Below are 598 nucleotides of genomic sequence, written 5' to 3'. Positions count from 1 at the left end.
CCTTTCATACAAGCGCCGGCCTGGTATTGCTCGGGTACTTTCTGGCGCGACAGAACTGGAAGGTCTTCCTGCCGTTAATGGCAGGGCTGATTCTGCTCACCGTCCACTCTCTGCACAGCTCCATTGAGCTGCCTTTTGTTTCACGCTTTCTGTACGAGATCAACAAGTACACGATGCACGAAAGCAGCGAGCTTTGGATTCGCATCCTTTCCTTTTCCTGCGTTGTTTCCGCATTGCTGGCTCCGATCCTGTTTCGCCGAAACGGAGTAAGAACCAGCAATATCTTGTCTGACAAGACTTATGTCATTTCGCTTCGGCTAGCCATTATCTGCGTGCCGTTTCTCACGTTGCCTTATTTTGGGTATCGCTTCATTTACGGTATGTACCCAGTCATCTTGTTTTTAACGCTCAGCCCGTCGCTCACCCCCTACACGAACTCGGGGAGTCAATTCATTGCCCTATCGGCTATGAACGTTGTCATCCTCCTCACCTGGGCAGCCGGATCAACCTACATGCGTGAGCTCCCGTTCTTCAACTGATCATGCAATTCAATTCTTCTGTGAGGCCGACTGGTCTATCAGTGGTCATTCCTACGCTC

Annotated in this window: 1 protein-coding gene; it reads left to right on the top strand. The window is 50.8% G+C overall.

The features are described 5' to 3' along the window. The coding region (locus ACRYR9_RS19870) for a hypothetical protein (RefSeq protein ID WP_432540241.1) at nucleotides 1-539 on the top strand (539 nt) is incomplete at its 5' end. Between the last annotated feature and the right edge of the window lie 59 nt (nucleotides 540-598).

Source organism: Kineococcus auxinigenes (assembly GCF_050871525.1).
GTDB lineage: Bacteria > Actinomycetota > Actinomycetes > Actinomycetales > Kineococcaceae > Kineococcus.
Note: the sequence above shows the minus strand (reverse complement) of the source record. Positions and strands in the feature narration are given on the sequence as shown.